Genomic DNA, 20,549 nt, shown 5'->3' with positions numbered 1-20,549 from the left:
CGTCGGCTGAGGAAACCCGCCCTGGGGCACTGATGTCGAGAAAGTCCTGCACGAGTCCCATCGTCACACGCGAGAGCGGCACGGACATCGGGGAAGGCCCTGATCAATTCCCCCAGACGGCCGCCCGAGGGGAAATTCCGCGAACCTCCCTGCCGCCCGCCGGGACTCGGTACGATGCAGGGGGCGAGCGATCACAGTGCGTACACGGGGCGGGGAGGCCGGATGACCGAGCAGCATCGCGCGGAGCACGTCGAGTCCGCAGGCGATTACTACGCCCGGACGCAGGACGTGAACCAGATCTTCTCCGTGGGCGTGGACTCGCCGGAGACGCGCGGCGCCACCGAGCGGGACGCCTCGCAGTACTCGGTCCAGCAGGGCCAGCAGCTGCTCCAGGGCCAGCAAACCCGGGGCGACGCACCCGCGCCGGACGCGAACTACGCGTCGTACAGCCACGAAGACCTGCACAAAATGGTCAACGAGGGCTTGAACTTCGAGGGCATCAACGACCGCAGCCGCGTGACGAACACGTACGGCAACTGGCTCGCCGACGCGTCCAACCAGTTCCGCGACGCGGCCAACACCGCGGGCGCGGAGTGGCAGGGCACGGCCGCGACGCAAGCGCACTCGTTCTTCCAGAGCACGGCCGAGCACACGGAGAAAACCGGCAGCGCGATGCAGCTGGTGTCGAACCGCTACTCCCAGCAGTCCGCGGCGGCCGACTACGCGCACAAGAACATGCCGGAGCCGACCGGGTTCAATCAGAAGGCCGAGATGGCCAAGGCGACCGAGCAGTTCCAGAACGGCAACCCTCTGCAGGGCGTGATCGCGCTGAACGACGTGGCGGTCAAACAACAACAGGCCGACGCGGCGCACCAGCAGGCGGTCCAGGTGATGCACGGGCTGGACACGACGTACCACGAGACGTCGACCACGCAGCCGGTTTATTCGCCGCCGCCGCAGATGAACAACGACAGCACACACGCGAGCAGTGCCGCGCCGGTGACTGTGCCTGGTGGGGCTTCCAGCGGACCTTATGCCGGACCTGGCGGGTCCGGTCCGGTGGCTGGCGGGCCGGGGAATGGGTTCACTGGTACGAATCCGCCGCTTGGCGGTCCTGCTGCGGTCAACTCCTTCCCACCTGGGGGCGGCGGCAACCCTCCGAGTGTCCCTTACAGCCCCGGGCCGGGGCTCAACACCGGTACTGGGCCGCTCAGCAACCCCGCGGTATCGGGGGGCGGGAACAACCTGCGGACCACTTCGAACATCGGCGGCCGTCTCTCTCCGGAGGGGCTCGCTATGGGCGGCGGCGGCGGGAACTCCGGTTCCGGCGAAGACACTCCGCGTAGCCGATCGGGCGGCGCTGGCCGGGGCGGTGCGGGCGGCCGGGTGACTGGCGGTGCTGGTTCGGGTGGTTCCGGGAAGCCGGGCGAGTCCGGCGGCAAGGGTGCGGCCGAACGGCTTGAGCGCGGGGCTACTGCTGCCGCGAACGCCGGGAAGGGCGGGAAGCCGGGTGCCGCTGGTGCGGGCGCGGGTGCGGCGGGTGCTGGGAAGAAGAAGGAAGAGGACAAGGAACACAAGAACAAGATCCCGACGCAGATCGATCCGGACGAGGTCTTCGAGGTCAAGCCGGAACGAGGACCGGACGGGGAGAAGATCACTCCTCCGGTTCTCGGCGGCTGATTCTTTCCCTCCCTTGAATCGACAGACCTAGGAGCAATCGATGCCAACCGTCTGGGACCCGAAACCCTCGGCCGGAAGCTCTCCCGCCGCGGGCACCGCAGGCAACGACTTCCTGGCTGGGCTAACCGAAGGCCCGGGTAGCCACGAAGCCGCGGAGAAGATGAAAACCGCTGGGAACACGCTGAAGACACTGGCTCAAAACGGCTCTTTCGCAGTCAATGAGGCTGGCTTCAACGCATACATGAAAGCATGCGATTTTTTTCTCAGCGGATACAATCAGATGGCGCATGACTTGGCCATCCTCACTCAATTCGCCGAGATGGGAAGCTCCCAGTACTCAGTCTTGGTAGCTGGGTTCAATGTTGAAGTGGCAGCCGTAGGCGACGACGCGATGCTGCCCAACTTGATCCTCATGAGGGACGCCGTCGAATCCGCGAAAGAAGCACTTGCCATTGCGCGCAAAAACTACCGGGAAGCCGAAAGCGCGCACACCCAGTCCTTCGAACAGCTGAACAGGAAAATTGACAACTAGTGATCACATCGCGAACCTCTAGGCTCCTGGTTCTGCTCAGTGCGGCCGCGATGGCGCTGGCTGCGTGCGACAACTCTGTCGGCGGCACCGCCGCACCAGGGCAAACGACCCCCACGACTCCTTCCGCGCCCCCGCCCTCCTCCGGAAATCCCTTCTCCGCAAGGAACCAGTGCGCCCTGCTTGACCAACTGCTCGCAGGGCAGGGCTACCCGAAAGCAATCCCTTCTGTCGCTGATTCAAAACGCTCCTGCGCCGCCCAGAAGCCCGGAGGCGGTCTAGACGCCACTGTTGTCGGCCTCACCCTGCAAGACGGTCAGCGCTACACCGACAATGTCGCCGACCCCAGCAAAACCCGCACCGGCAAGGTCAATGGCACCCGACCCGTTCTCGAAGAGCGGGAGCCGCTGGGTTCAAGCGGCCAATGCATGCTGAAGATGGCCGTTGAACCCAATTCGCGAGCAATCATCGACGTCACCAGCGGAACCGACACCGACGCCGCGTGCAAGACCGCCGAAGGCCTGGCTGACAAATTGGATCCGCTACTCCCGAAAAGCTAACAGCCGCGCCGTGACGAACCCGGCATCACGCTTCACAAGCGTCAAAGCACAGGGGTAGCGTCCAAAATCTCGCCTCGTCGCACGTCGGATAGCTTATCGAGCAACGCGCGCGCCTTGGCCACCGCGCTGGACGAGCGACTTCCCTGGAACGAGAATCCGCCTCGCGCTCAGCATGTCTGGAAAGCAACTTGCGAACCTTAAAAATATTCGTCTTTCTCGGCGCAATCACGGGAATGCTGACCGCATGCGACAGCACCGTCCACGGTACCGCAGAAACAGGCCAGGCAGCTCCGCCTGCCTCATCCGACAACCCCTTCGCCGCAAGGAATCAGTGCGCACTGCTGGATCAGATCCTGGCTGGCCGCGGCTACCCCAAGGCGATTCCCTCCGTCGCTGATTCGAAACGCTCCTGCGTCACCCAGAAGCCAGGAGACGGCCCGGACGCTGGGGTCGTCGGCCTCACTTTGCAGAACGGCCAGCGCTACACCGACAACATCGCCGACCCGAGCAAGGCCCACCCCGGCAACGTCGATGGCCGCCCTCTGATCGAACAGCGGCAGCCAATCGGCTCGAGTGGATCATGCCTGATCGCCTTGGCGGTCGCGACCAACTCTCGCGCGCTTATCGATGTCACAAACGGCAGTGACACAGACGCAGCATGCGAGGCGGCCCGAAAGCTGGCGGTCAAGCTGGCTCCTCTTCTTCCGAAAAACTGATCCAGCCGCACGGGAAGTTGCATTGCGAAACCTTAGGGATCTTCTCCTTTGGGCTCTGCGGCCATCCTGGTCACCGCGTGCGACAACTCCGTCAACGGCAAAGCAGCTCCGAGCACACCAGCTTCCTCCGCCGCATCCGGGAATCCCTTCGCCGCCCGAAACCAATGCGCCCTCTTGGACCAGATTCTCAGCGGGAAGGGCTTCCCGAAAGCGGCACCCACGGGAGCCCAATCAAGAAGGTCCTACGCCTCCCAAATCGGAGAAGAAACGAATTCCACTACCATCGGACTTCTGCTTCAAGAAGGACAGCGGTGCCCGGAACCGCTGGGATCCTCTGGCCAGTGCGATATGTTCCTGGCGGTCGAACCCGACTCGCGCGCAATCCTCGACGTAACCGGCGGTACGGATACCGCGGTCTCATGCTGGCCAGCAAGCTGGAGCCTCAGCTGCCGAATGGCTGACCCCATCGCCGAAGCCCGCTCGCAGAAGAGACTGACAGCGACATGAAGTCTCCGGCAGCTCCTCGGCCAGGTAGCCCCAGTTAGGGGCTCATCTCGGGGACAACCTCAGGGACCTTCCCCGATGTGCCCTCCCCCTCCATCGACCATGCTGTGAAGCATGAGTGGTGCGAACGACGTGCGGCCTCCTCGGACCAACCCGCTGAACGGGTTCGAGGAGACCGTCAAGGACTTCTGGGCCAGCAGGCCTCGGCGGCCGCACTCGGGGCGGAAGGTTGCGGGGGTCGCGGCTGGGCTGGGGGATCGCTACGGGATCGATCCGGTGGTGATTCGGGTCGCGTTGGCGGCGGCGACTGTCTTCGGGGGGTTCGGGCTGGTTCTTTACCTGCTCGGGTGGCTGTTCTTCCCTTCGGAGGGCGACGAGGTTTCCGGCTTCGAGGCGTTGCTCGGGCGCGGTCGGTCGAGCATGACGAAGGCCTTCGCGGGCGTGCTGACCGTCGCGGTGATTCCGGTGGTCGGGTGGACGTTCGGCGGCGGCTGGTTCGACGGCGGCGGCCTCATCGGGTTCGCGTTGCTCGCCACGTGCCTCTATCTCCTGCATCGCACCCGCGGGCAGGACAACCGACCGGCGCCGGTCGTCGCGTTCGCGGCGGACGGAACCGCTTCCGGAACCGGAGCTTTCACGATGAACAGCGACACCCCGACTCCCGCGGCGGCGGCGCCGGGCTGGGATCCGCTGGCCGCCGACCCGGCGGGCTGGGATCTGCCTGATCCGGCGGCGCCGACTCCGCCGCCCCCTCCGACCGGCGACTACAACGACCACGAACCGAGGCCGCCGCGGCGGCGGTCCAAGATCGGGGCCGCCACGTTCGGTGTCGCGGTGATCGTGGCCGGCATCGGGGTCGCGCTCGCGCTGAACGGGTTCGACTGGTTCTCGCTGCGGCACATCATCGGCATGACGCTCGCCGTGCTGGGGGTCGGGCTCGTGGCCGGGGCGTTCGCCCGCGGTGCCCGCGGCCTGATCGGGCTCGCGATCCCGCTGTCGATCGCCGGGCTGGTGCTCACCACCAGCACGTTCGACAACCTCGACGTGCGCGGCGGCTTCGGCAACCTGTCGGCCGCCCCGCGGTCAGTCGCCGAATTGCAGCCGGAGTACCGGCACGCGGCCGGGAACATGAAGATCGACCTGACCCAGCTGCCCGCGAGCGACCCGATCACCACGACGGTCTCCAACGGAGCGGGCAACACCGAGATCATCGTGCCGAGGACCGCGGACGTGACCTTCACCTGCGAGAACTCCGCCGGCGAGGTCGACTGCCTGAACCGCACGTCCAACGGCGTCGACCAGCCGACCATCACCGGGACCGACAACGGCGACGACAACGTCGGCGGACAGAAGATCACGCTCCACGTCACCAACGGCGTGGGCCAGGTGGAGGTGCGCCGTGGCTGAGAACCCTTACTCCTACGACGAGCCCGAAGCCCCGGTCCGCCGCCGCGGGGTCGACTGGATCACGCTGATCGTCGGGGTCGCGACGCTGCTCGTGTCCGGCTACGTCCTCACCGACGGCTCCAGCTGGCTGCCCACCTTCGACTTCCGCTGGATCATCGCGGGCGGCGCGGTGTTCTGCGGGGTCCTGATGCTCGGCGCGTCGTTCCGCAAGCGACGACCCTGAAACACAAAAAACGGGGCCCGGAAATCCGGGCCCCGTTTCCTATGTCATTCCCATTCGATGGTGCCTGGCGGCTTGCTCGTCACGTCCAGCACCACGCGGTTGACCTCGGACACCTCGTTCGTGATCCGGGTCGAGATCCGCTCCAGCACCTCGTACGGCAGCCGCGTCCAGTCGGCGGTCATCGCGTCCTCCGACGACACCGGGCGCAGCACGATCGGGTGGCCGTAGGTCCGGCCGTCGCCCTGGACGCCGACGCTGCGGACGTCCGCGAGCAGCACCACCGGGCACTGCCAGATCTCCTGGTCCAGCCCGGCCGCGGTGAGTTCCTCACGGGCGATCGCGTCGGCCTCGCGCAGGGTCTCCAGCCGGTCCGCGGTCACCTCGCCGATGATCCGGATGCCCAGGCCCGGTCCGGGGAACGGCTGGCGCTGCACGATCGTCTCCGGCAGCCCCAGTTCGAGCCCGACGCGGCGGACCTCGTCCTTGAACAGCAGCCGCAGCGGTTCGACCAGCTCGAACTGCAGGTCGTCGGGCAGGCCGCCGACGTTGTGGTGGCTCTTGATGTTCGCGGTGCCCTCGCCGCCGCCGGACTCGACGACGTCCGGGTACAGCGTGCCCTGCACGAGGAACCGGTAGTCGCCCTGTGCCTTGAGGTCACGCTCGGCCTGCTCGAACACGCGGATGAACTCGCGGCCGATGATCTTGCGCTTCTGCTCCGGGTCGGTGACGCCGGCCAGCGCGTTGAGGAACCGCTCGCGCGCGTCCACGGTGACCAGGTTGACGCCGGTCGCGGCCACGAAATCGCGCTCGACCTGGGTGCGCTCCCCCGCGCGCAGCAGGCCGTGGTCCACGAACACGCAGGTCAGCCGGTCGCCGATGGCGCGCTGCACGAGTGCCGCGGCGACCGCGGAGTCGACGCCGCCGGACAGGCCGCAGATCGCCCGTCCTTCGCCGATCCGCGAAGCGACCGCAGCGACCTGTTCGTCCACAATGGACGAGGTGGTCCAGCCGGGCTGGACGCCGGCGATCTCGTACAGGAACCGGCGCAGCACCTCCTGGCCGTGCGGCGAGTGCGCCACCTCCGGGTGGTACTGCACGCCCGCGAAGCGCCGTTCGACGTCCTCGAAACCGGCGACCTCGGCACCGTCGGAGCTGGCCGTGACGACCGAGCCCTCGGGGGCCTTGGTGACGCTGTCGTTGTGGCTCATCCACGCCGTCTGGTGGTCGGGCAGCCCGGTGTGCAGGACACCGCCCTCGCCGACGATCCGCACGTCAGTACGGCCGAACTCGCGCACGCCGGTCGGCTCGACGACGCCGCCGAGCGCGCGGGCGAGCAACTGGTGGCCGTAGCAAATGCCGAGGATCGGCACGCCGGCCTCGACCAGCTTCGGGTCCATCGCGGGAGCGCCCTCGGCGTACACGCTCGACGGGCCGCCGGACAGGATGATCGCGGACGGGTTCTTGGCGAGAAGCTCCTCGACGGTCGCGCTGGACGGCACGACCTCGGAGAAGACCTGCGCCTCGCGCACGCGACGGGCGATCAGCTGCGCGTACTGCGCCCCGAAGTCCATGACGAGTACCGGACCGGTGGGAGTGGCCACCTACGACCTCCAGGCGAATGAGCGCTTTTGCCACCATCGTCCCAGGTGGGCTCGGTCACGTCGGCAATGCCCCCGGAATGAGGACAGCCACCGTCCGCGAACCGGCTTACCGTCCCTCCATGACCAACGACTGGACCAACGAACTGGCTGAACAGCTCGACTGGCACTGGCAGCACCACGTACGCCCGAAGCTGGAGGGTCTCACCGACGACGAGTACTTCTGGCAGCCGGTCGCGGACTGCTGGACGGTGCGTCCCCGCACCAACGACACCGAACCCGGCACCGGCGACTTCACCATCGACTTCTCGTTCCCGGAGCCGACTCCCCCTCCGGTGACCACGATCGCGTGGCGGCTGGGCCACATCATCCCGGGCGTGCTGGGGATGCGCTCTGCCTCGCACTTCGGCGGGCCTCCGACGTCCTATCAGGACTTCCCGTACGCGGGCACTGCCGACGAAGCGCTGAAGCAGCTCGACGACGCGTACGCGACCTGGATCGCCGGCGTACGCAGTCTCGACGCCGAAGCGTTGGCCCGTCCGTGCGGTCCGGCTGAAGGGCCGTACGCGGAGCTGTCGATGGCCGCGCTGGTCTTGCACATCAACCGAGAGATGATCCATCACTGCGCGGAGATCCTGCTGCTGCGCGACCTTTACCGAAACCGCTGACCAGCAGTCCCAGCAAGATCCCGAGCAGCGCGGGCATGCCGTGGTTGTCGTGCAGCACTGTGTCGAGCACAGCCAGCGGCACGATCAACAGCGCGGCGAGGTACAACCCCTGCGGCGGCTGGGCGGCGCGCGCTCGCAGCACGACCACGGCGAGCGCGCCGAGCAGTCCGGCGACGCACATCGAGTTCCCCGCCCCCACCGGATTCAGCCAGACGTAGCTGAGGAACTGGCCGAACAGTCCGCATCCGAAGTAGAGGACGAACCAGGAGACGCGGCCGAGGCACCATTCCGCGAACGTGCCGACCACGGCGAGGGCGACCAGGTTGAAAATCCCGCCGAACAGCTTGCCGTCCTGGAAGAACATGCCGGTCAGCAGCCGCCACCACTCCCCGGCGTCGATCGCGGTGGCGTCGCGCTTGAAGAGGTCGAAGAGGGACGGGTCCGCCAGCTGGGCGACGAGCACCGCTGCGGTCACGAGGAACACCGCGCCGGTCAGCACCGGACGGCGCGGTGTTCCGACGCGGGCGAAGAAGGCCCCGGCCGGACTGGCGGACCAGCGAGAGGCAACCGAGTTGGTCATGGGCTGACGATATGGCGGCGGCCCGCCGGAGACCCCCGACAAATGTCATCTCCGAGCCAGGACAGGTGCCACAAAAGAAGGACCGAGTCCGGCGTGCCGGGCCTGGTGCTGCCTAATACCTTGAGCGCATGGACACGATCACCCCACAGCCGCGGGCCGCGTGGATCGCCGGTCAGGCTGAGCAGGGCGCGAGCACCCTCGTGGTGCACCACCCGTTCGACGGCAGCGAAGTGGCGACGGTCGCGGTGCCCGGCGCGGACCAGGTGGAACGGGCGGTGGCCGCGGCGGCCGCGGTCGCGAAGGAGTTCCGGCGCACTCCCGCGCATCAGCGCGCGGCCGCGCTGGAGCACGTTTCGCGCGGGCTCGCGATGCGGGCCGAGGAACTCGCCGAGGTGATCACGGCCGAGAACGGCAAGCCGTTGAAGTGGGCCGAGGCCGAGGTGAAGCGTGCGATTTCGGTCTTCCGGATCGCGGCTGAGGAAGCGCGCCGGTTCAGCGGCGACGTCCAGCGGCTCGACGCCGACCCGTCCGGCGACGCCCGGCTCGCGCTGACCCGCCGGGTGCCGCGCGGGCCGGTGCTCGGGATCGCGCCGTTCAACTTCCCGCTGAATCTGGTGGCGCACAAGGTCGCGCCCGCGCTCGCGGTCGGCGCGCCGATCATCGTCAAGCCCGCGCCGCGCACGCCGCTGTCGTCGCTCGTGCTCGGCGAACTGCTCGCCGAGACCGACCTGCCGGAGGGCGCGTTTTCCGTGCTGCCGCTGGGAAACGAGGAAACTCAGGCACTCGTCGCCGACCCGCGGCTGCCGGTCGTGTCGTTCACCGGATCAGGTCCGGTCGGCTGGTCGATCGCGGACGCGGCGGCGCGCAAGCACGTGGTGCTCGAACTGGGCGGCAACGCCGCGGCCGTCGTGCTGCGGGACTGGCCGGACGTCGAGGGCGCCGCGCAGCGGATCGCGACGTTCGGGAACTACCAGGCCGGCCAGTCGTGCATCGCGGTACAGCGGGTGATCGTGGACGCGGCGATCGCGGACGAGTTCGTGCCCGCGCTAACCGAGGCCGTCGAAGCGCAGGCAACCGGAGACCCGTACGACCGCAACACTGACGTCGGCCCGGTCGTCGATGAGGCGGCCGCGGAACGGATCGTCGCGTGGGTCGAGGAAGCGGTGGCCGGTGGCGCGCGGGTGCTGACCGGCGGAACCCGTTCGGGCGCGACGGTGGCGCCGACCTTGCTGACCGACGTGCCCGCGGATGCCAAGGCCTGGTCGGAGGAAATCTTCGGGCCGGTGCTGGCGGTGTCCATTGTGGATGGCGTGGACGAGGCTTTCGCTTCGGTGAACGCGTCCGCGTATGGGTTGCAGGCTGGGGTGTTCACCAGCGACGTGCAACTGGCGTTCCATGCGTCGGCGGAGCTGGAAGTCGGCGGGGTGATCATCGGCGATGTGCCGTCGTATCGCGCGGATCAGATGCCTTACGGCGGCGTGAAGGGTTCCGGCGTCGGCCGGGAAGGCGTGCTGTCGGCGATGCACGACCTGACCGAGGAACGGGTCACGGTTTTCACCGGGGTCGACCTCTGACCACAGTGGACCTGCGACCGGCAACGGCCGCGGACGCACGCGACATCGCCGACGTGTGGCTGCGGTCGTTCTCCTCCGCGCTGCCGACCGTCCGCCGCGCCCATGACGACGATGCGGTGCGTTGGTGGTTCGCGAATATCTTGGTGCCGCAGCAGGAAACCTGGGTGGCGGTTGCCGAGTCCACTGTGGCCGGACTGCTCGTGCTCGACGGCGCGGAACTGGCGCAGCTCTATCTTGACCTTCCGTGGCGCGGGCGCGGCATCGGCGATCAGTTGGTGGACTTGGCCAAACAGCTCCGTCCCGACGGGCTGACACTGTGGACGTTCCAGATCAACGAGTCAGCACAACGGTTTTACCGCCGCCACGGTTTCGTCGCCGTCGAATACACCGACGGACAGCGAAATGAAGAGCGCGAGCCAGACGTGCGTTACGTCTGGCCCGCACCTCAAGCGGACTGAGCGAACTTGAAAACCCCGTTGGGATCGTACTTTTTCGCCACCTGGTCCAGCCGGGCCGCGTTGTCGCCGTAGTAGGCCGACTTCCAGTCCGGCAGGTCCGGGTCGATGTAGTTCACGTAGCCGCCGCGCGCGCCCGCGTCTGCCAGCCCAGAGACCACAGTGGACACAGACTTGCGCGCGCTCTCCTGACTGCCCGCGGTCGCCGGGGCGTAGACCTGGATGCTGGCCAGCGCTTTCCGGTGCGGAAACGCGGTGGCCGTCGGCGCGATATCCCCCACCGCGCCGCCAAGACCGTCGATCAGCAGGTCCATTCCCTTGTGCCCGGACGCGAGATCGGCGATCTTGCCGCCGTCGACCGGATCCGTGATGATCCGCGAAGACGCCACGAACGTCTGCCGTTCCGAACTGCCGGAGAAGTAGTTCATCGCCGCGCCGTAGCCGAGAGTTTTCATCGTGCGACTGGACGGCGTCACCGACAATCCGCTGAGCGCCGACGTCAGCCCCGCCGAACTGCCCACGAGTGCCCCGCCGATCCGGCACGCCCCGCCCGGACCGCCGGAAACCACGCAGTTCGACCACAATTCGGGCGGAGCGCTCGGCAGCCAGCGCTGCCACGCGTCGACCACGTCGCTCGCCGAACCGGACGGGAACTTCAGCGAAAACACCGTGACGGTCGGCGCTTCCACGGTGCTGAAGGTGAACGACGTGACCACGCCGAAGTTTCCGCCACCTCCGCCGCGCAGCGCCCAGAACAGGTCGTCGTCCGCTTGCGCGCTCACCGTGCGCAGTTTGCCATCCGGCGTGACGATTTGCGCGGACCGCAGCCGGTCGCACGTCAAACCGTATTTACGGGTCAATACCCCGATTCCGCCGCCGAGCGCGAGCCCGGCAATGCCGACAGTCGGGCACGAACCGGCGGGCAGGCAACGGTCTGCTTTCGCCAGTTCCGAATAGACGTCCCCGAGTTTCGCGCCCGCGCCGATGACGACCTGGTCGCCCTGGACGTCCACGCCGGCCATGCCGCCGACGTCGATGACCAACCCGCCGTCCGGCGCGGAATACCCGGCATAGCTGTGCCCACCGCTGCGCGCGGCGAGCGGGACCCGGCCGCCAGCCGCTTCAACGCACGCCTGCACGTCCTCGGGCTTCGTGCATTTCGCGACCGCCGCGGGATTACTCCCGTCGAAAAGCGGGTTGAACGCACGTTTCGCGGTGGCGAATCCGCCGTCGCCGGGCAGCACGAGATCCCCGGAGAGCTTGCCGCGCAACGCGTTCCAGTCCGGCGGCCCGGACGGCTTCGAGCTGGTACTCGGCGGCACGGTCGTTCTGGACGTCGGGCTGGTCTGCGGCACCGACGGTCCCGGTTTCGCCGTGCAGGCCGCGGCCACCGCGCCGACCGCCGTCAATCCGGCGGCGCGCAAAAACGTCCTTCTCCCGACTGTCATGTTCATTCAGACGCCTCAGACCTCGGGTCGGTTGCGAAAAGTCCGGTCAGCAATGCCGCGAGGGCGAATTCGAACCGCTCGGCGTGCCGGGCCCCGTCCCGCAGCGCTTGCGCGAGCAGCGGAAAGCGGTCCTCGTCGAGGTGCGCCATACTGTCCACATCGGACTGTGCGCCGGGCGTGCGGCCAGCCTCGGCGAGCGTGTGGCCGAGGACGAAAGTCATCACGGCGTTCACCATGTCGAGTCCGCGCGCCGGCGGCAACTCCAGCAGCCCCAATGCGGTTTCGATCACCCGCAGCGAGTCCGGGGTAGCCGCGGGACGGGTCGCGGCGAGCGGCAACACCCCCGGATGGGCGAGCAACTGCTCCCGGTACGCCCGGGCCACCCGGCCCAGCCACCGTTGACCGGATTCTCCGGGCTCCGGTTCGATCCCGGCCAGCGCCGAGACGAGCCGGTCGACCAGGGCGTCGAACAGCGCTTCCTTGTTCGGCACGTAGTGGTAGAGCGTCATCGCCTCCACGCCGAGTTCCGCGCCGAGCTTGCGCATCGACAGTGCGGCGATGCCGTGCTCGTCCACGAACGCGAGCGCGGCGTCCACGACCCGCTCCCTGGTCAGCCCGGCACGCGGCCGGGCCCTCCGGTCGGACACTGGTCCCCCTTGACGTTTCTTACAGCGTAAGGTACCACTGTCCTCGTCTCTTACAGTGTAAGAATCGAGGAAGCGATGACTGGCCCCAAGACTGTCCTGAGGCAGTTCCTTTCGATCGTCAACAGCCACGACCTGAGCGAACTGGACACCGTGGTTGCCGACGACGTAACCGAATCCGGCCCCGTGGTGGTCGACGCGCCGACCGGCGGACTCGCCGCCTTCCGCACCGGCTGGACGCAAATGCTGTCTGCCTTCCCGGACCTGCGAGTGGACCTCGATTCGCTGCTCGCCGAAGGCGACCGGGCCGCGGCCACGGTGACACTCACCGCCACCAACACCGGCTACTACCGAAGAGGCTTCGCGACCTGCAAGCGCGGAACGTGGCGCGGCTTCCTCCTGGCGCGGGTGACCGACGGCCGGATCTCCGAGCTCGACATCCAGACCGACCGGCTCGCCATCCTGCAGCAGTTGGGCATCGTTGGCGACGACGACGAACTCGCCGCCGCCCGCCAGGCCGGCTGAAGTCAGATCAGCGGAGCCATCTCCGGCACCGGCCCGGAAAGCGCCGAACCATCGCTGCGGCCGGTCAACCACGCCAGCACCGTTCCCGGCGTTCCGGTCACGAGATCGCCGCCCTCGCCGAGAGTCCAGGTACGGACGCCGTCGGTAATACGGAACGAAGGCAACGCGCGCGGGCACATCCGGATCAGGGTGGCGACGACCGCGTCGAGATGCTCGCCGAGCAACGCGGTGGCGCTGGCGAAATCATGGCCAGCGTCAAGGTCAGCAAGGTGGATCGTGGTCTCGGACAACCGTAACGTGAGTACGTCCGCGCCGGTCAGCTCGCCGCCGTGCCGGTGCCGGACGCGCGCTGACCAAGTCTCGTCCGACAGCCGCGCGGCGTGGTCGGTCAACCGTTTCCCGGACGCCACCAGGTCGGCCACGATTTCCGCCGGAGCGCGACCGGCACCGGCCTCGATGTCGTCGTCCCGGGCGTTGCCGGGGCCGTACATCGACCGCTCGACCCCGGTTTCCGCCCAGCTCAGCAGGTTCCCGAGGGCGTCCGCGTTGCGCGCGAGGTGGGTGAGCAGATGCGCGCGCGTCCAGCCGGGCAGCGCACTCGGCTCGGCGAACGCCGCCTCCGGCATCGCCTCGGCGACTCGTGCCCATTCGTCGTGCAGTTCCCGGATCCGGTCCAGCGCCGCAGTCGTCACCGGGCGATCTTAGGTCAGCGACGCAGTGCCGCGGGCGCGTTCGCCGGAACCGCCGGGTTCTTCGGCGCGACCGGCTCCATCAGGGCGTACCCGCTGCTCTGTTCGGGCCGCTCGTCGGCCTCGCCCTTGTTGGGCCAGAACGAGAACGCCCGCTCGGCCTGCGCGGCGATGGTGAGCGACGGGTTCACGCCGAGGTTCGCGGTGATCGCCGAACCGTCCACAACGGACAGTCCGGGATAGCCGTACACCCGGTGGTACGGGTCGATCACGCCGGTGTCGGCGCTGTCGCCGATCGGCACGCCGCCGATGAAGTGCGCGGTGAGCGGAATGTCGAAAACCTCGCCCCAGGTGCCGCCCGGCATGCCGCCGATCCGTTCCGCGGTAAGGACGTTCGCCTCGTGCCCGGCCGGGATGAAGCTCGGGTTCGGCTCGCCGTGGCCCTGTTTCGACGTGTACTTCCGCCGCCCGAACAGACCGGGCCGCGTGTAGGTGGTGATGGAATTGTCGAGGCTCTGCATCACCAGCAGAATCACCGTGCGCTCGCTCCACCGGTACGCGTTCAGCAGTTTCGCCGACTGCACCGGGTGTTTGACCAGGAACGTGAGCGCCTGCCGCCAGCGCGGAACGCTCGAAGAACCGTCGGTGGCAACGGTTTGCAGCAGGCTCATCGCGTTGCTGCCCTTGCCGTAACGCACCGGCTCGATGTGCGTGTTCTCGTCCGGATGGATCGACGAGGTGATCGCGACACCGCGGCTGAAGTCTCGTTCGGGGTCCACAGTGGTCCGCGCCGCGCCGATGATCGCCTCGGAGTTCGTCCGGGTCAGCTCGCCGAGCTTGCCGGACAATTTCGGCAGCGCGGCCGTGTCCTTCATGCGGTGCAACAGGTTCTGCGTACCCCAAGTGCCAGCGGCGAACACCACTTGCGACGCGGTGACCGTCGTCCGGAAACGCCGCGAACGGGTCCCGGTCTTCTGCAACGTGATCGCGTAGCCGTTGCTGCGCGGGCTTACCGACGTCACCGTGGTCAGCGGAATGACCTTCGCGCCGTCCTTCTCCGCGAGGTACAGATAGTTCTTCACCAGCGTGTTCTTCGCGCCGACGCGACAGCCGGTCATGCACGACCCGCATTCGGTGCAACCGACCCGGTCCGGCCCGGCACCGCCGAAGAACGGGTCCTTCACCGTCTCGCCGGGCTTGCCGAAATACACCCCGACCGGCGTGGCGTGGAACGAATCCTCGACGCCCATGTCCTTCGCGACGTCCCGCATCACCACGTCGGACGGCGTGATCGTCGGGTTCGTGACGACGCCGAGCATCCGGCTGGCCTGGTCGTAGTGCGGCGCGAGTTCGCTTTCCCAGTCGGTGATGTGCGCCCACTGCCGGTCTTGGTAGAACGGCTTGAGCGGCCGGTACAGCGTGTTCGCGTACACCAGCGAACCGCCGCCGACGCCAGCGCCGGCCAGTACCATCACGTCGTTGAGCATGTGGATGCGCTGAATGCCGTAACAGCCGAGCTGCGGGGCCCAGAGGTAGCGCTTGAGATCCCAGGACGTCTTGGCGAACTCGTCGTCGGCGAACCTCCTGCCCGCCTCGACCACCGCGACGCGGTAGCCCTTCTCGGTCAGCCGCAACGCCGCGACGCTGCCGCCGAACCCGGACCCGACGACGAGGACGTCGTAGTCGGGTTCTTGCCGCGCGGTGGTGGTGTTACTGGCAGTCACAGGAAAGAGGGTAACCCCCGGGGAGCCGCCAGACCAGAGGTAAGTTACTGACGGGTTACATCACCGCGCCTTGCGCCGCGGGGCGAAGCGGAACAGCTCGCCGAGCGCCCGGATGATGGCCGGCCGCTCCGCCGGTTTCGTCCCGCGCAACGCCACCACCAGCGCCAGCAGCCGGATCAGCAGGCTGCCCACCACGATCCCGCCGAGCCACCACGCCGACGCGGACTCCCCCAGCAGTGCCATCCGCTCACCCTTCAGGCGTGCCCCCGGATTCAAAAGATAACGAAAGCATAACGGAGTCTGGCGCGAACGGTGCGAAAAAGTCCTCCGACGTACGTGAAGGGCCCCTTGAGGGAATCTGATTCCCTCAAGGGGCCCTTCACGGCCGATCAGGCGAAGTTCAGCCGCGCACGGTGAGCCCGACGCGCTGGAACTCCTTCAGGTCCGAGTACCCCGTCTTCGCCATCGCGCGGCGCAGCGCGCCGAACAGGTTCACCACGCCCTCCGCGTCCGAGGACGGGCCGAACAGCAGCGTCTTCAGGTCCACCGCGTAGTCCGAGTCCGGGCCGGCCACCACGCGCGAACGCGGCAGCGACGGGTGCGCGGCAGCGGCCGTCCAGTACAGGCCCTGCCCCGGGGCGTCCGACGCGGTCGCCAGCGGGGCACCGAGCATGACCGCGTCCGCGCCGCAGGCGATCGCTTTCGCGATGTCGCCGGACGTCGTGATGCCGCCGTCGGCGAGGACGTGCACGTAGCGGCCGCCGGTCTCGTCCAGGTAGTCGCGGCGCGCGGCGGCCGCGTCCACGATCGCCGTCGCCATCGGGGTGCCGATGCCGAGCACGCGGTCGGTGCTGGTGACGCCCTCGGTGGAGCCGTAGCCGACGATGACGCCCGCCGCGCCGGTGCGCATCAGGTGCATGGCGGTGCGGTAGTCGCTCACGCCGCCGGCGATCACCGGCACGTCGAGGCGGCCGATGAACTCCTTGAGGTTGAGCGGTTCCGCGTCGCGCTGCACGTGCTCGGCGGAGATGATCGTGCCCTGCACGACCAGGATCTCGACGCCCGCCGCGATCAGATCCGGCGTCAGCTCGGCGGCGTGCTGCGGGCTGACCCGCGCGGCCACCGTCACGCCGGATTCGCGGACCGTCTTGATCGCCTCGGTCAGCAGGTCGAGCCGGATCGGAGCGGCGTGCAGCTCCTGCAGCTCGCGCACAACCGCGGCCGGGTCGTCGCTGTCCTCAGCCGCGCGGACGAGGCGGAAGATCGCTTCTTCGACGTTCGCGTGCCGGGCCCAGAGCCCTTCGGCGTTGAGCACGCCGAGGCCGCCCAGCTCGCCGATCGCCACCGCGGTCCCCGGCGACACGATCGCGTCCGTCGGGTGGGTGACCAGCGGCAGGTCGAACCGGTACGCGTCGATCTGCCAGGCAGTGGACACCACCGACGAGGACCGCGTCCGCCGTGACGGCACGATCTCCACGTCATCGAGGTCATACGCCCGCCGCGCGGTGCGGCCCATGCCGATCTCGACCAGATCCCGCACGTGATGTCCCTTCTCGCGCCTGACGCCTTCGCGGTCCATTGTCGCGAGTCGGCACGGGTGACCTGCGCGCGGGGGACCGTTGCGGTGGCGACAACCACCGGTTGTGCGCACGGTTGTTTGCCACCGGCGCGGACGGATGGTTGGCTGCCCGGCTGAACGAGGGGGACGGATTTGGCGCTGGGCAAGGACTTTCACCGGCTGTGGCTGGCCTACGCGGTCAGCATCGCGGGCACCTACTTCGCCCTCGACGCCTTCTCGATCATCGCGGTACGGGTGCTGCACAGCAGTGCCGCGCAGGTGTCGTTGCTGGCCGGAGCCGGGCTCGCGGTGGGCTCGCTGGCCGCGCTCCCGCTCGGTCCGTGGGTGGAATTCCGGCGGAAGCGGCCGGTGCTGATCGCCATGGATCTCGTCCGGTTCGCCGCCCTGCTCACGCTGCTGCCCGCGTATCTGCTCGACCTGCTGACGTTCGCCCAGCTCGTAGCGGTATCGGTACTCGTGGCGGCGGCGAACATCGCGTTCACGTCGGCGAGCGGGGCGTATCTGAAGGCGCTGGCGACTGGTCCAGACCTGCTCACCGCCAACGGCCGGTTCGAGACGACACTGTGGACCGCGACCGCGCTCGGCCCGCCCGCGGGCGGCGCGGCGATCGGGTTCTTCGGCCCGCTGGCCACTGTGCTTCTGGACGCGATCAGCTATCTGCTGTCCGCCCTTTCGCTCTCGACGATCCGCACCCTCGAGCCCAAACCAGTCCGTCCCGCCGCCTTCCGCGCCGCCGACCTGGTCGAGGGCTGGCGATACCTCTTCCGGCACGCCCGGCTGCGGATGCTGTTCCTCAACAGCTGCCTGGTCAACGGCCTGATCATGACCACCGCGCCGGTGCTGGCGGTGCTGCTGTTAGGCGAACTCGGCCTGCCGACCTGGCAGTACGGGCTCGCGTTCGGCGTCCCGTGCCTCGGCGGCCTCGTCGGATCCCGGCTCGCCCGCCGTCTGGTGCCGCGCCACGGCCGGGTGCGGCTGCTGCCGATCCTCGCCACCGTCCGGACGGTCTGGGTCGTGCTGCTGGCCTTCGTGCCACCCGGGATCGCCGGGCTGTTCTGGGTGATGGCAGTGGAGTTCGGCCTGATCGTCTGCGCGGCGGCGTACAACACGGTCCTCGCGACGTACCGGCTCGAGGAGACCGAAGACGGATACGTGAGCCGGATGTTGTCCGCGTGGCGGATCAGCAGCAGTGCCAGCACCGCGGGGTTGACGCTGCTGTGGGGTTTGGTGGCGACGTGGCTAGGCACGCGCGGCGCACTGGGCCTGGCGGGTGCGTTGATGCTGGCGACGCCGTTGCTGCTGGCCGGATGGAACCGCGCTCAGAACGAGACGCGCGCGGTGGAATCGGTCCGCAGCACGGATTCCTGATCGAAGAGGTGCTTGTAGTCGGTGCGGATCTGTTCGAGATCGGCGTTCGCGTGCTGGTTCGTCGGCGGATACAGCACGACGAGCACGATCGAATGCTCCCGGACGACCGCGCCGGTGCCGGATCGCCATTGACCGGTGCCCTCGAGCTGGGTGAAGCCGTCCGGGAACCGCGGCGTGATGTCCTTCGCCGAGAAATTCGCGAACTCCTTCTCGGTCACCTCGCCGCCGCCGGGCTTGGCGGTGCCGAAGTACAGCTCGGTGCGTTTCCACAGCGAGCTGTCCGGTGAATCCGCCGCGGCCGCGGAAGCCGCCCCTCCCCCGAGCACCATCGCCGTAGCCGCCGTCAGCACGAACCGCCGGGAAAACTGCATTCGCCCGCTCCCCTCGCCGTCACCTGGAGATCCAGTGTGGCGGGAAGGAGGAGCGGGCGAACAGGGCGGATCGGGTCGATCAGCGGGTCGTGTAGTTCGGGGCCTCGACCGTCATGGTGATGTCGTGCGGGTGGCTTTCCTTGAGTCCGGCCGCGGTGATCCGGACCAGCTGCGCCTCCTGCATCGCCGCGATCGTCTCCGCGCCCGCGTAGCCCATGCCCGCGCGCAGGCCGCCGACGAGCTGGTGGACGACGTTCGACAGCGGACCGCGGAACGGGATCCGGCCCTCGATGCCCTCCGGCACCAGCTTGTCCTCGTTGAGCACGTCGTCCTGGGCGTAGCGGTCCTTGGAGTAGGACTTCGCCTGTCCGCGCGACTGCATCGCGCCCAGCGAGCCCATGCCGCGGTAGACCTTGAACTGCTTGCCGTTCACCAGGATCAGGTCGCCCGGCGATTCGGCGGTGCCCGCGAGCAGGCTGCCCAGCATCACGGTGGACGCACCGGCCGCGATCGCCTTCGCGATGTCGCCGGAGTACTGGATGCCGCCGTCGCCGATCACCGGGACGCCCGCCGGGCGACAGGCCTGGTCGGCCTCGTAGATCGCGGAGATCTGCGGCACGCCCACGCCCGCGACGATCCGGGTGGTGCAGATCGAGCCGGGGCCGACGCCGACCTTCACGCCGTCCACGCCCGCGTCCACCAGCGCCTGCGCCCCGGCCCGCGTGGCCACGTTGCCGCCGACGATGTCGACGGTCTCGCCCAGTTCCTTCTTCAACAGCCGCACGGTTTCCACGACCGCGCGCGAGTGGCCGTGCGCGGTGTCCACCATCAGCACGTCCACCCCGGCCTCGGCCAGCGCCATCGCGCGCTTGTGGCCGTCCGGGCCAACGCCGACCGCGGCGCCGACGACGAGGCGGCCGTCCGGGTCCTTCGAAGCCCGCGGGTACTGCTCCGTCTTCACGAAGTCCTTGACCGTGATCAGGCCGCGCAGCTTGCCCGCGCCGTCGACGATCGGCAGCTTCTCGATCTTGTGCCTGCGCAGCAGCCCGAGCGCGGCCTCCGCGGTGACGCCGACCTGCGCCGTCACCAGCGGCGTCCTCGTCATGACCTCGCTCACCAGGCGCGTGTGGTCGACCTCGAACCGCATGTCGCGGTTGGTGATGATGCCCACGAGCGCGCCGGAGGCGTCGGTGACCGGGACGCCGGAGATCCGGAACCGCGCGCACAGCGCGTCGACCTCGGCGAGGGTGTCGTCCGGGGAGCAGGTGACCGGGTCGGTGACCATGCCCGCCTCGGACCGTTTCACGACCTCGACCGCCGCCGCCTGCTCCTCGATCGGGAGGTTGCGCTGCAGCACGCCGATCCCGCCCTGGCGGGCCATGGCGATCGCCATCCGCGCCTCGGTGACCGTGTCCATCGCCGCGGAGACCAGCGGAACGTTGAGCTTGATGTTGCGGGTGAGCTGCGTGCTCGTGTCCACCGCGCTGGGCACCACGTCCGATTCCGCGGGCAGCAGCAGCACGTCGTCGAAGGTCAAGCCGAGCATCGCGAACTTGCTGGGCACTGCGGGGGTGATGCTTTCGCTGGTCATGAGGGGCGAAGGGCCTTCCTGGCGGGAGCGGGCTGGTGTCGCGGGCGGCGGTGCCTGGCGTGGGCCGAGACTGGTCGGACCTTCCCCTCATGATATCCGGGCCGGGGCCCTGGCCC

The 20,549-nt window shown here is 68.4% G+C and carries 21 protein-coding genes; 11 read left to right on the top strand and 10 right to left on the bottom strand.

What is annotated here, in order from left to right:
- Positions 1 to 222 precede the first annotated feature (222 nt).
- The 6 genes from ACZ7SW_RS25030 to ACZ7SW_RS25005 all read left to right on the top strand — a co-directional run bounded on the left by ACZ7SW_RS25030 (position 223) and on the right by ACZ7SW_RS25005 (position 5,619).
- Positions 223 to 1,680 carry a hypothetical protein gene (locus ACZ7SW_RS25030; RefSeq protein ID WP_470232782.1) on the top strand — a complete coding sequence of 486 codons (1,458 nt, stop codon included), beginning with the start codon at positions 223 to 225 and terminating at the stop codon, positions 1,678 to 1,680.
- A 40-nt stretch (positions 1,681 to 1,720) separates the two neighbouring features.
- Positions 1,721 to 2,212 (top strand): hypothetical protein, encoded by a 492-nt coding sequence (locus ACZ7SW_RS25025; RefSeq protein WP_470232781.1) that lies wholly within the window; start codon positions 1,721 to 1,723, stop codon positions 2,210 to 2,212.
- 50 nt (positions 2,213 to 2,262) lie between these two features.
- Entirely contained in the window at positions 2,263 to 2,769 is a 507-nt protein-coding gene (locus tag ACZ7SW_RS25020) for a hypothetical protein (protein ID WP_470232780.1), read from the top strand.
- 233 nt (positions 2,770 to 3,002) lie between these two features.
- On the top strand, positions 3,003 to 3,485 hold the full coding sequence (locus ACZ7SW_RS25015) for a DUF3558 family protein (protein ID WP_470232779.1): 483 nt from the start codon (positions 3,003 to 3,005) through the stop codon (positions 3,483 to 3,485).
- A gap of 618 nt (positions 3,486 to 4,103) precedes the next feature.
- Positions 4,104 to 5,396, top strand: a complete 1,293-nt coding sequence (locus ACZ7SW_RS25010) for a PspC domain-containing protein (protein ID WP_470232778.1) — start codon at positions 4,104 to 4,106, stop codon at positions 5,394 to 5,396.
- Complete coding sequence (locus tag ACZ7SW_RS25005; protein ID WP_344270437.1) at positions 5,389 to 5,619, top strand: hypothetical protein; 231 nt, start codon at positions 5,389 to 5,391, stop codon at positions 5,617 to 5,619. The genes ACZ7SW_RS25010 and ACZ7SW_RS25005 overlap by 8 nt, the downstream gene beginning before the upstream one ends.
- 44 nt (positions 5,620 to 5,663) lie before the next feature.
- Here the strand turns inward: ACZ7SW_RS25005 and guaA are convergent, their stop codons facing one another.
- Positions 5,664 to 7,220: a glutamine-hydrolyzing GMP synthase gene (guaA, locus tag ACZ7SW_RS25000; protein ID WP_470232777.1), complete on the bottom strand. Its 1,557-nt coding sequence runs from the start codon at positions 7,218 to 7,220 to the stop codon at positions 5,664 to 5,666.
- A 119-nt stretch (positions 7,221 to 7,339) separates the two neighbouring features.
- Here guaA and ACZ7SW_RS24995 point away from each other — a divergent pair, with 119 nt between their 5' ends.
- Complete coding sequence (locus ACZ7SW_RS24995) at positions 7,340 to 7,885, top strand: DinB family protein (protein WP_470232776.1); 546 nt, start codon at positions 7,340 to 7,342, stop codon at positions 7,883 to 7,885.
- Here ACZ7SW_RS24995 and ACZ7SW_RS24990 read toward each other — a convergent pair.
- Positions 7,818 to 8,465 carry a rhomboid family intramembrane serine protease gene (locus ACZ7SW_RS24990; protein WP_470232775.1) on the bottom strand — a complete coding sequence of 216 codons (648 nt, stop codon included), beginning with the start codon at positions 8,463 to 8,465 and terminating at the stop codon, positions 7,818 to 7,820. The genes ACZ7SW_RS24995 and ACZ7SW_RS24990 overlap by 68 nt on opposite strands.
- Positions 8,466 to 8,593: 128 nt before the next feature.
- On the opposite strand from ACZ7SW_RS24990, the gene ACZ7SW_RS24985 reads away from it, so the two are divergent.
- Both ACZ7SW_RS24985 and ACZ7SW_RS24980 read left to right on the top strand, forming a co-directional pair.
- Entirely contained in the window at positions 8,594 to 10,039 is a 1,446-nt protein-coding gene (locus tag ACZ7SW_RS24985; protein WP_470232774.1) for an aldehyde dehydrogenase family protein, read from the top strand.
- A gap of 5 nt (positions 10,040 to 10,044) precedes the next feature.
- Positions 10,045 to 10,497: a GNAT family N-acetyltransferase gene (locus ACZ7SW_RS24980; RefSeq protein ID WP_470232773.1), complete on the top strand. Its 453-nt coding sequence runs from the start codon at positions 10,045 to 10,047 to the stop codon at positions 10,495 to 10,497.
- Here ACZ7SW_RS24980 and ACZ7SW_RS24975 read toward each other — a convergent pair.
- Both ACZ7SW_RS24975 and ACZ7SW_RS24970 read right to left on the bottom strand, forming a co-directional pair.
- Positions 10,485 to 11,948, bottom strand: a complete 1,464-nt coding sequence (locus ACZ7SW_RS24975) for an FAD-binding oxidoreductase (RefSeq protein WP_470232772.1) — start codon at positions 11,946 to 11,948, stop codon at positions 10,485 to 10,487. The genes ACZ7SW_RS24980 and ACZ7SW_RS24975 overlap by 13 nt on opposite strands.
- Positions 11,945 to 12,589 (bottom strand): TetR/AcrR family transcriptional regulator C-terminal domain-containing protein, encoded by a 645-nt coding sequence (locus ACZ7SW_RS24970; protein WP_470232771.1) that lies wholly within the window; start codon positions 12,587 to 12,589, stop codon positions 11,945 to 11,947. The genes ACZ7SW_RS24975 and ACZ7SW_RS24970 overlap by 4 nt, the downstream gene beginning before the upstream one ends.
- Before the next feature lie 75 nt (positions 12,590 to 12,664).
- On the opposite strand from ACZ7SW_RS24970, the gene ACZ7SW_RS24965 reads away from it, so the two are divergent.
- A complete protein-coding gene (locus ACZ7SW_RS24965; RefSeq protein WP_470232770.1) occupies positions 12,665 to 13,111 on the top strand; it encodes an ester cyclase in 447 nt (148 codons plus the stop codon).
- Between the two features lie 2 nt (positions 13,112 to 13,113).
- On the opposite strand, the gene ACZ7SW_RS24960 is transcribed toward ACZ7SW_RS24965, so the two are convergent.
- From ACZ7SW_RS24960 to ACZ7SW_RS24945, 4 genes are all read right to left on the bottom strand, one after another.
- Positions 13,114 to 13,803 (bottom strand): maleylpyruvate isomerase N-terminal domain-containing protein, encoded by a 690-nt coding sequence (locus ACZ7SW_RS24960; RefSeq protein WP_470232769.1) that lies wholly within the window; start codon positions 13,801 to 13,803, stop codon positions 13,114 to 13,116.
- A 14-nt stretch (positions 13,804 to 13,817) separates the two neighbouring features.
- Complete coding sequence (locus ACZ7SW_RS24955) at positions 13,818 to 15,524, bottom strand: GMC family oxidoreductase N-terminal domain-containing protein (RefSeq protein ID WP_470232768.1); 1,707 nt, start codon at positions 15,522 to 15,524, stop codon at positions 13,818 to 13,820.
- Between the two features lie 60 nt (positions 15,525 to 15,584).
- Positions 15,585 to 15,767: a hypothetical protein gene (locus ACZ7SW_RS24950; RefSeq protein WP_470232767.1), complete on the bottom strand. Its 183-nt coding sequence runs from the start codon at positions 15,765 to 15,767 to the stop codon at positions 15,585 to 15,587.
- A 157-nt stretch (positions 15,768 to 15,924) separates the two neighbouring features.
- A complete protein-coding gene (locus ACZ7SW_RS24945) occupies positions 15,925 to 17,064 on the bottom strand; it encodes a GuaB3 family IMP dehydrogenase-related protein (protein WP_470232863.1) in 1,140 nt (379 codons plus the stop codon).
- A gap of 171 nt (positions 17,065 to 17,235) precedes the next feature.
- Here ACZ7SW_RS24945 and ACZ7SW_RS24940 point away from each other — a divergent pair, with 171 nt between their 5' ends.
- Positions 17,236 to 18,471, top strand: coding sequence for an MFS transporter (locus ACZ7SW_RS24940; protein WP_470232766.1), 1,236 nt, complete (start codon positions 17,236 to 17,238; stop codon positions 18,469 to 18,471).
- Here the strand turns inward: ACZ7SW_RS24940 and ACZ7SW_RS24935 are convergent.
- A complete protein-coding gene (locus ACZ7SW_RS24935) occupies positions 18,423 to 18,842 on the bottom strand; it encodes a DUF3574 domain-containing protein (RefSeq protein ID WP_470232765.1) in 420 nt (139 codons plus the stop codon). The genes ACZ7SW_RS24940 and ACZ7SW_RS24935 overlap by 49 nt on opposite strands.
- A gap of 79 nt (positions 18,843 to 18,921) precedes the next feature.
- The gene (gene guaB / locus ACZ7SW_RS24930) at positions 18,922 to 20,433 is read right to left on the bottom strand and encodes an IMP dehydrogenase (protein ID WP_470232764.1); all 1,512 of its coding nucleotides are present in this window, start codon (positions 20,431 to 20,433) and stop codon (positions 18,922 to 18,924) included.
- Between the last annotated feature and the right edge of the window lie 116 nt (positions 20,434 to 20,549).

The sequence above is a fragment of the Amycolatopsis sp. NPDC114484 genome, assembly GCF_055633755.1.
The sequence above is the reverse complement of the archived record's forward strand: the minus strand, read 5'-3'. Positions and strand labels throughout refer to the sequence as shown.